Source organism: Ligilactobacillus sp. (assembly GCF_036846325.1).
Taxonomy (GTDB): domain Bacteria; phylum Bacillota; class Bacilli; order Lactobacillales; family Lactobacillaceae; genus Ligilactobacillus.
The window spans coordinates 8,149-16,993 of record NZ_DAIUCE010000037.1; the positions used below are offsets into that span (position 1 = coordinate 8,149).

The 8,845-nt window shown below is 42.4% G+C and carries 11 protein-coding genes; all 11 read left to right on the forward strand.

Annotated features, from left to right (window positions below):
- The first annotated feature begins 42 nt into the window (after positions 1-42).
- Positions 43-333, forward strand: a complete 291-nt coding sequence (locus V7Z60_RS05170; protein WP_334116782.1) for a DUF1507 family protein — start codon at positions 43-45, stop codon at positions 331-333.
- A 92-nt stretch (positions 334-425) separates the two neighbouring features.
- Complete coding sequence (locus V7Z60_RS05175) at positions 426-1,538, forward strand: FtsW/RodA/SpoVE family cell cycle protein (protein WP_334116792.1); 1,113 nt, start codon at positions 426-428, stop codon at positions 1,536-1,538.
- A 37-nt stretch (positions 1,539-1,575) separates the two neighbouring features.
- Entirely contained in the window at positions 1,576-5,004 is a 3,429-nt protein-coding gene (locus V7Z60_RS05180; RefSeq protein ID WP_334116783.1) for a pyruvate carboxylase, read from the forward strand.
- A 16-nt stretch (positions 5,005-5,020) separates the two neighbouring features.
- Entirely contained in the window at positions 5,021-5,659 is a 639-nt protein-coding gene (locus tag V7Z60_RS05185) for a CAP-associated domain-containing protein (RefSeq protein WP_334116784.1), read from the forward strand.
- Positions 5,631-6,104: a hypothetical protein gene (locus V7Z60_RS05190; protein ID WP_334116785.1), complete on the forward strand. Its 474-nt coding sequence runs from the start codon at positions 5,631-5,633 to the stop codon at positions 6,102-6,104. The genes V7Z60_RS05185 and V7Z60_RS05190 overlap by 29 nt, the downstream gene beginning before the upstream one ends.
- Positions 6,105-6,107: 3 nt before the next feature.
- Positions 6,108-6,425, forward strand: a complete 318-nt coding sequence (locus V7Z60_RS05195; RefSeq protein ID WP_334116786.1) for a YlbG family protein — start codon at positions 6,108-6,110, stop codon at positions 6,423-6,425.
- Positions 6,422-6,982: a 16S rRNA (guanine(966)-N(2))-methyltransferase RsmD gene (gene rsmD / locus V7Z60_RS05200; protein ID WP_334116787.1), complete on the forward strand. Its 561-nt coding sequence runs from the start codon at positions 6,422-6,424 to the stop codon at positions 6,980-6,982. The genes V7Z60_RS05195 and rsmD overlap by 4 nt, the downstream gene beginning before the upstream one ends.
- Positions 6,983-6,986: 4 nt before the next feature.
- Positions 6,987-7,469 (forward strand): pantetheine-phosphate adenylyltransferase, encoded by a 483-nt coding sequence (coaD, locus tag V7Z60_RS05205; RefSeq protein WP_334116788.1) that lies wholly within the window; start codon positions 6,987-6,989, stop codon positions 7,467-7,469.
- Positions 7,470-7,474: 5 nt separating this feature from the next.
- A complete protein-coding gene (locus V7Z60_RS05210; protein WP_334116789.1) occupies positions 7,475-8,530 on the forward strand; it encodes a SepM family pheromone-processing serine protease in 1,056 nt (351 codons plus the stop codon).
- Positions 8,531-8,586: 56 nt separating this feature from the next.
- On the forward strand, positions 8,587-8,787 hold the full coding sequence (locus V7Z60_RS05215) for a hypothetical protein (RefSeq protein ID WP_334116790.1): 201 nt from the start codon (positions 8,587-8,589) through the stop codon (positions 8,785-8,787).
- A partial coding sequence (locus V7Z60_RS05220) for a hypothetical protein (RefSeq protein ID WP_334116793.1) occupies positions 8,750-8,845 on the forward strand: 96 nt, incomplete at its 3' end. The genes V7Z60_RS05215 and V7Z60_RS05220, both read left to right, overlap by 38 nt.

Consider the following 8,845-nt stretch of genomic DNA (forward strand, 5'->3'; position numbering starts at 1 on the left):
AAGGCTTATTTATGATATAATTCGGATATAGGAGGAAATATGATGGGCGAAACTGTTTCAAAACAGAAAGCACTTGAAAATCTCCAAAAAGATGCTGATAATATTCGGCATTTGCTTAAGAAGCAACGCAATTTTTTATGTTTGACGGAATGTCCGGCATTTGAAGAGGTTGCTGATACAAGAATCTATGGTTTCACTTGTGAAGTGCGTTTTGCAGTGTCATGCGGTTTCTTGACGCTTGCAGACGGCAAGAAAATGGTTCGCGAACTCGAAGATGACCTGGATGATATTCGTGACGAGGCGTTTAGAGGTCAAGAAGGTCGGAATGAATAATGAAATTTAGTTCTAGTTTAAAAAGAGCCTTTGTGAATTGTGATTGTTTGATTGTGATTCCTACCATCATCTTGTGCATAATCGGGGTTCTGATGGTCTATTCTGCAAGTTCGACCAATTTGGCGTATGCAAATGCAAGCACCACGTCGTATTTTACGCGCCAGGTCATCTTTGATTTTGTAGGGTTGCTGATAATGTTTGGGATTTCAGCATTCAATAGCAAGGGATTGAATAAGTTCTGGACCAATTCTTTGAAATTTCTTACGATTTTCTTGCTGATCTTTGTTTTGTTTTTCACTGCCCCGGTCAATGGCGCCAGAGCATGGATTAGCTTAGGAGCGGTCAGCGTGCAACCCTCAGAGGTTTGCAAAATCATGATGGTTTTGTGGCTTTCAAGAGAACTTAATAAGCGACATGACAATAAAAAGAAGGGCAAGGAATTTTATCTTTCCTCCGTAATTGTCACGCTGCTTGTTATTGGCGTATTGATTATTTTTGAACCTGATTTTGGAGGACTTTGCATCAATTCTTCGATCGTGATTGTCTTGTTCGCGGTATCTGTTCTTTGCTCTAGAAAGAACGGAAAAATTGGCAATGTCTTGTTTTTCGGATCGTCTTCTTTAGTTGTGATGCTGGGCCTGTTTTTGCTTAAGTCGGACAGCATTGTTTCATGGATGAAGGAAAATTTTCATTCTTATACGATTCAAAGGTTCATAGGATATCAGGATCCGTTTACCCACGTTGCGACTTCAGGCAAGCAGTTGGTCAATTCGTACATTGCCATTAGCAACGGCGGAATTTTCGGATTGGGAATTGGCAACGGCATTCAGAAAAGAGGCTATCTGCCTGAGCCTTATACTGATTTTGTCCTTTCGGTGACAGCCGAAGAGCTTGGTTTTATTGGGGTCTTGATTATCCTGGTAGCCTTGGCGACCTTGATTATTCGGATTATTGTCATTGGTGCAAAATCAAATGTATTGTATGACAGACTGATTTGCTACGGAACGGCAACGTTGTTTTTTACTCAGTCATTTCTAAATATTGGCGCCGTTTGCGGGTTAGTGCCGATTACGGGTGTGACATTGCCGTTTGTTTCATATGGCGGATCCAGCGTATGGATTCTTTCTGCCTGTTTGGGGTTTGTGCTGATGATATCATCAAGGCAAAAAGATCAAAGGAGACAGAGAGACTTAGAAGTTATGTAAATTATTTAATTTAAATTTTTTGAAAGTGGTGTTATCGATGAAGAAAATCTTGATTGCCAATCGTGGGGAAATTGCGATTCGCATTATCCGCGCGTGTCATGAACTCCATCTTAAAACTGTTGCAATCTATGCAAAAGAAGACGAGTATGGCGTTCATCGTTTTAGAGCCGATGAAGCCTATTTGGTCGGGGCCGGCAAAAAGCCGATTGATGCCTACCTTGATATGGATGACATCATCAGAATTGCCAAGATGACCGGGGCTGATGCCATTCATCCCGGTTATGGTTTCTTATCTGAAAATGAAGAGTTTGCACAAAAATGCGAGGATGCAGGCATTATATTTATCGGACCAACGGTTAAACAGCTCCAAATGTTCGGTGACAAGGTTGAGGCAAAGGAAGTCGCACATGCTGCAGGGCTTGAAACCATTCCAGGCACTGAAGATCCGGTAAGATCACTGGAAGAAGTTCAGGATTTTGCGCATAAATACGGCTATCCGATTATGGTCAAAGCCGCAATGGGCGGCGGTGGTCGCGGTATGCGCGTCGTCAACAGCGATGATGAGCTTCCCGATGCATACAATCGGGCACGTTCGGAAGCAAGGCAGTCGTTTGGCGATGATGAGCTTTACGTTGAAAAGTATCTTGAAAATCCAAAGCATATCGAAGTCCAGATTCTGGGTGACAAGCATGGAAATGTCTTGCATTTGTTCGAACGGGATTGTTCCGTTCAAAGGCGCCATCAAAAGGTTATCGAATTTGCGCCAAGCATTGTTCTTCCTGATGATCGACGCAAGGAAATCTGCGATGCTGCAGTCCGTCTGGCCAAGAGCATTCATTATCAAAATGCAGGGACGGTCGAATTTTTGGTTACGGATGATGCGTTTTACTTCATCGAAGTCAATCCGCGTATTCAGGTTGAACATACGATTACTGAAATGATCACTGAAATCGATCTGGTACAGTCCCAGATTTTGGTTGCGGCAGGAAAGGATTTGTTTAAAGACCTTCATTTGCCGAAGCAAGAAGACATGGAGTATCGAGGATGCGCCATTCAATGCCGTATAACCACTGAAGATTCGGAAAACAACTTCATGCCGGATACTGGCAAGATTGAAACATATCGTTCACCGGGCGGGTTCGGAGTTCGTCTTGACGGCGGGAATGCCTATGCTGGTGCCGTTGTTACGCCTTATTTTGATTCGTTGCTTGTCAAGGTTTGCGTTCAGGCAAAAACCTTTGGGGAAGCCGTCGATAAGATGGATCGCGTTCTTGGTGAATTCAGAATCCGCGGCGTCAAGACGAATATCGAATTTATGCGCAATGTTATCAACAATCCCGTCTTCAGGGCCGGGGCAGCTCATACTACTTTTATCGACAATACGCCGGAACTGTTCAAGATCAAGAAGAGCAACAACACGAACAATCAGTTGCTTAAATATATCGGTGAAGTCACGGTCAATGGTTTCCCAGGCGTAACGAGGCATGACAAGCTTTTTGTTCCGGATATCAAATTTGGCGATACTCTCAACGTTGAAGAAGGGGTTGTGAATGCCAAATCGGTCTTTGATTCGGAAGGAGCAGAGGCTGCAATGCAATGGGTCAAGGATCAAAATCGTGTTCTCTTGACCGATACTTCGATGCGTGATGCTCATCAAAGCCTGTTTGCCACAAGAATGAGGACTAAAGACATGGCTCCCGTAATTGACGTTTACGACAAGGCATTCCCGCACGTCTTTTCTGCAGAATGTTGGGGCGGTGCGACATTTGACGTTGCATATCGTTTCCTGAATGAAGATCCTTGGGAACGTTTGAAATTGATGCGCAAAAAGATGCCACATACGTTGTTGCAAATGCTTTTGCGCGGTTCTAACGCAGTCGGATACAAAAATTATCCGGACAACGTTCTTAAAGCCTTTATCGAAAAAAGTGCAGAAGACGGCATCGACGTTTTTCGTGTCTTTGACAGCTTGAACTGGATTGAACAGATGGAAAATCCGCTCAAGTACGTCCGTGATGCCGGAAAGATCGCCGAAGGCACGATGTGCTATACCGGCGACGTTTTGAGCAAGGAAGAGACAAAGTATACGCTTGATTACTATAAGCATTTGGCAAAACAGCTTGTCGATTGCGGTTCTCATATTATCGGTATCAAAGATATGGCGGGACTTCTCAAACCAAAGGCGGCTTTCGAGCTTGTTTCTGCCTTGAAGGAGGAAGTTGACGTTCCTATTCATTTGCACACGCATGATACGACCGGCAACGGCATACCGACATACATTGCTGCAACAAAGGCTGGCGTAGACGTCATTGACGTTGCGGCAAGTGCTCTTTCAGGAACAACAAGTCAACCAAGCATGGGAAGCCTTTATTATGCATTGGAGGGCGACGTGCGTCAACCGCAGCTTGACATGGAAAATCTTGAAAAGGTCAATAATTATTGGGCCGGAGTCAAGCCGTTCTATCAAGATTTCATGAACGGCATCAACGCTCCTCAGCCGGATATTTATCAAACTGAAATGCCCGGTGGTCAATATTCGAATCTGAAACAACAGGCCCTGGCGCTCGGAATCGAGGATTTTGAGCTTGTTAAGGCAAAATATCGCGAAGTAAACAAGCTTTTAGGTGATATTGTCAAGGTTACGCCTAGTTCAAAAGTTGTCGGTGATTGTGCAATTTTCATGATTCAAAACAATCTTGACAAGGATAATATTCTTGAACGTGGCAAGGTTCTTGACTTCCCTGCTTCCGTCGTGAACTTTTTTGCGGGCGGACTCGGTCAGCCATACGGCGGTTTTCCTGAGAAACTTCAAGAGGTCGTTTTGAAAGGCAAAAAGCCGATTACGGTTCGCCCGGGAAGTTTGGCAGAGCCTGTCGATTTTAAGGCCGTTAAGTCTGAGCTGGAACAGAAAATCAGACGTGAAGCAAGTGAAGAAGAAGTCTTGAGTTATGTTTTGTACCCGGATGTTTTCTTGACCTATAATCAAAATTCTGAAAAATTTGGTTCAATGCATGCGTTGGCAACGACAGTCTTTTATCAGGGGATGCGTCAGGGTGAGACGATTCATGTCGATTTTGCGCCAGGGCGTTCAGTAATCATTCGTCTTGATTCGATTTCTGATGCCGACGAAGATGGAAATCGCGTTGTCTTCTTCTCGCTTAACGGTCAAAATTTGCGGATTATCGTGCACGATAAGAGCAAGAAAGCAAAAGTCAAGGCGATTCCGAAGGCAGAGCCGACGAATTCCAATCATATCGGCGCAACGCTCAGCGGATCGGTAACGGAGGTTCTTGTTGAAAAGAATCAAATTGTCAAAAAAGGTGATCCTTTGATTGTCACGGAAGCCATGAAAATGGAAACTACGATCAAGGCACCGCATGACGGTAAAGTCACCCATATTTACGTCAAAGCGGGAGATCTTTTGCAGAGTCAGGATCTTTTGATGGAATTGGAACCAGTAAAATAAGCAGAAGGTTTTGCAGATGAAAAAGCTTCTTTTGAGATTTACGCTTGTTTTTTTAGCGGTCTTAACAATCAGTTATGCCGCAGCTCCGTTTGACTCGTCAAACGGAGAACATGAAAAAACTGAACGATCAAGAACCAGAAACTTAACGTCTCCAAAGATTCAAGCGCTTCATACAGAGGGTTTGGCACGCTATATCGGCGTGTCAAATTCTTATTTTAAGGATAAATTCGGAGAACCGGACGAAAAAATTGATTCAGTCGAGGGCGTTGAGTGGTGGAATTATGATGTTAATCAAAATGACTATTTGAGAGTCGGAATCGACAAATACACGAAGAAAGTCTGCGACATTATTGAATTGAGTGCCAAGCTAAAGCAACAGCTCAGCGTTGGGATGAGCATGGATCAGGTTTTGAAGAAGACGACGCTTTATGCCAATTTTGCATTTGACGTTAATGAACAAACGGCACAGATTGAACTTTCAGAATATGACTTGAATAATCATCCTTTGGTATCGTTTGATAATGGGAGTTATGCAATTCTTGACTTCATGCCAGGAAAAAGGAAGGCCGTCTATGCGATTCATTATCTTGACAAAAATGAGCTTCTTAAAGGCAAATATTACAAGGTTGCCGTCGAGATATGTCAGCAAAATTGACTGGGGAAAACATGATGGTGATTTCAGCAAAGATCTGATCAGTCAGTTGAACGTCAAACGACTGCAAGAAGGAAACGTTCCGGTAGAGTATGACTACAATGCCGAATGTGCAGCACTGGATTTGATGAATCGTCTTGAAGCGAATCCTAAGAAGTATCTAAGTAAAAAAGAATTTGAAGAATATCGGCTGATTAGAGCCGAAACTTTTGAAAATACGCGGATATTTTATCGTGTTCCTAAAAATATTTCGAAAGCCCTTCTGAAAGATGCAGATGTTTCTAGCGGTTATCGCGTGTATCTTGCGGGACCAATCTTGACAAATACGTTATTTTATACTGATAATAATTTATACGGAAATATTTGGAAACCTTTAAGCAGTTCCAAAACAGAAAAAATCGGTGTGGTTTTCAAAAAAACTTTGGTCATTATTGTGGTCGAGGATTAGGAAGTGATTATTTTGGAATTTGAAATCAGGAGTCGGCAAGGTGTTTTTGTTTATCTTTACCACCTCAAACAAAGCAAACAGCTTCGCAGGTTTGGTACGATCAGCTATGTTTCCCGCAGAATGAAGTATGTCGTTTTATATATGGATTCGGCAGACGTTGTAGAAAATATTAAAAAAATTGAGAAGCTTCGATTTGTCAAGGGCGTTGAATTGTCAGAACGACCAAATTTGAGAACGGAGTACGAAAGAGATCTCGATTCTGGATTCAAACAGACTGAGGAAGATTGCGAAAAAAATAAAGAAGCAGGTAGAATCGTATGAGAGTTGTAGCAGGTGAATTTGGCGGCAGACGCTTGAAAGCCGTTCCCGGGATGAAGACTCGCCCGACAACGGACAAAGTTAAGGAATCGATGTTCAATATTATCGGGCCTTATTTAAACGGAGGCAACGTTTTGGACTTGTTTGGCGGAAGCGGAGGCTTGAGTATTGAAGCCGTATCGCGTGGGGCGGATTCCGCAACTCTGATTGATCGACAGTATCAAGCAATCAAAACAATTAATGAAAATATTGAAGTAACCAAGGCAAAAGAAAAGTTTCGCGTAATTAAGGGTGATACGAACAAAGTTATTTTTAAGCTCGCAAAAGAAGAAAAGCGCTTTGATTATGTTTTTTTGGATCCACCATATAAAAAACAAGAGATTGTCAAGCTCCTGGGCGAAGTTTTCGAATTAAAGCTTTTGAATGAGGGAGCTTTGATAATTTGTGAAACGGATAAAGAGGCAAAGCTTCCAGAAGAGCTTACCGGGTATGAATTTGTCAAAAAAGCAGACTACGGGATTACCGAATTGACATTCTATCGTTATCTTGGGGGTGAATAATAGCATGAAAGTCTTATTTCCGGGGACGTTTGATCCTTTGACGAACGGACATCTTGATTTAATCGTGCGTGCAGGCAAAATGTTTGATGAAGTCATTGTATTGCTTGCTGAAAATACGAGCAAGACAACGTTGTTTTCTTTTGAGGAACGAAAAGTGCTGATTGAAAACGAAATTAAAGACTTGGGAAATGTTTCAGTCATAGCGGCTCCTCATGATTTGACGGTTGATGTCGCACGAAGACTGGGGGCTTGCGGAATAGTTCGCGGAGTCAGAAATACTGCTGACTTTGAGTATGAAAAGTCGATTGCGTCGATGAATCGTCACTTGGCCCCTGAGATTGAAACGATTCTTTTGACAACGGATGAAAAATATGGTTTCATTTCTTCAAGCATGGTCAAGGAAGTTGCCGGATTTGGAGGAGACCTGTGCGGTTTAGTTCCGGAAAAGACGGCACGGGCATTGGAAAACAAACTGAAAGAGGTTTAATCGCAATGTCAAGGAACAAGAATTTAAGAACCAGAATTCTGCTGATTTTTTCAGCGATTATTTTATTGTTGGCATTCTTGTTTGTACCTGTCCCATATTATCTTGAAATGCCAGGATCTGCTGAAAGCATCTCTGACTATATTAAAGTTAACGGTAAAAAAGACAAGCAAAAGGGAAAATACATGCTGGTTTACGTTTCAATCTGTCGAGCTACCCCGGCAAGCTTTTTAGCAAGTTTTTTCATGCCCTTTACCGAGCGACTTTCAAAATCAGAATTGCTGGGTGACTCGAATGCAAAAGAGTATGACATGGTTCAGCAATATTATATGAATGATGCGGTTAACGAAGCACAATATGTTGCTTTGAAGAAAGCAGGCAAACAAGTATCAAGAAAATACGTCGGAATGTACGTCATGTCAGTTGCGGAAAATTCTGATTTCAGGAACAGATTACAAGTCGGAGATGTTGTGACCGCTATAGACGGAAGACATTATGACAGTTCGCAAGAATTTATCAAGTCGATTTCAAAATACAGAAAAGGAAAAGAAATTACCGTGACGTACCTTCATAACGGAAAGTCTAAGCAGGCAAAAGGCCAAACGGTCATGTTAGACGGCGTTCATCGGGCGGGAATCGGGATTACGCTGGCTGACAGGACCGAGGTTTCGTCGCCAATCAAGGTTTCTGCCGATATGGAAGGAATCGGGGGTCCTTCTGCAGGTCTGATGATGACTTTAGCGATATATCAGCAAGTGACGGGTTTTAATTTGCGACAGGGACAAAAAATTGCGGGAACTGGGACAATGAATGCTGACGGAAGCGTTGGCGACATCGGCGGAATTGATAAAAAGGTCGTTTCCAGTTCAAAGGCGGGTGCCAAAATATTTTTTGCTCCAAACAACCCTGTTTCCAAGTCTGAAAAAGAGTACGATGAAAATGCAAGGACAAATTATCAAGAAGCGGTTGCTGCTGCTAAGAAAATCAAGACTAAAATGAAAATCGTTCCTGTCAGAAGTTTCGATGATGCCGTGAGATATCTTGAAAAACATAAAATTAATTAGAAATTAAAGAAAAAAATTCCATCTTCTTGCGTCCTTAATAATAGGGAGGTGACAAGATGGATTTTTTTGAGCAGTTGAAGGATTTTTTTGAAGAACACAAGAGACTGATGGTAGTTTTTGCTGTTTTGGCAACTATTGGAGGAAGCTTGCTGATTCCTAATCTTTGTGCATTGCTAAGCAATCAGACGGAAACTTCAATGGAAATTCAATCAGAGAGTACTGGAAGAAGCGCAGGACGTAAACGTTCCGCTCTTTGAGAGAATGAGATTTATTGCAATATTCACAAGCAACCTTGACGAGTTTTTCATGGTGCGT

What these genes read in the sequence shown, in the direction of transcription:
- V7Z60_RS05170 (WP_334116782.1), top strand. Translation starts at nt 43, where the DNA reads ATGGGCGAAACTGTTTCAAAACAGAAAGCACTTGAAAATCTCCAAAAA.
- V7Z60_RS05175 (WP_334116792.1), top strand. Translation starts at nt 426, where the DNA reads ATGGTCTATTCTGCAAGTTCGACCAATTTGGCGTATGCAAATGCAAGC.
- V7Z60_RS05180 (WP_334116783.1), top strand. Translation starts at nt 1,576, where the DNA reads ATGAAGAAAATCTTGATTGCCAATCGTGGGGAAATTGCGATTCGCATT.
- V7Z60_RS05185 (WP_334116784.1), top strand. Translation starts at nt 5,021, where the DNA reads ATGAAAAAGCTTCTTTTGAGATTTACGCTTGTTTTTTTAGCGGTCTTA.
- rsmD (WP_334116787.1), top strand. Translation starts at nt 6,422, where the DNA reads ATGAGAGTTGTAGCAGGTGAATTTGGCGGCAGACGCTTGAAAGCCGTT.
- coaD (WP_334116788.1), top strand. Translation starts at nt 6,987, where the DNA reads ATGAAAGTCTTATTTCCGGGGACGTTTGATCCTTTGACGAACGGACAT.
- V7Z60_RS05210 (WP_334116789.1), top strand. Translation starts at nt 7,475, where the DNA reads ATGTCAAGGAACAAGAATTTAAGAACCAGAATTCTGCTGATTTTTTCA.
- V7Z60_RS05215 (WP_334116790.1), top strand. Translation starts at nt 8,587, where the DNA reads ATGGATTTTTTTGAGCAGTTGAAGGATTTTTTTGAAGAACACAAGAGA.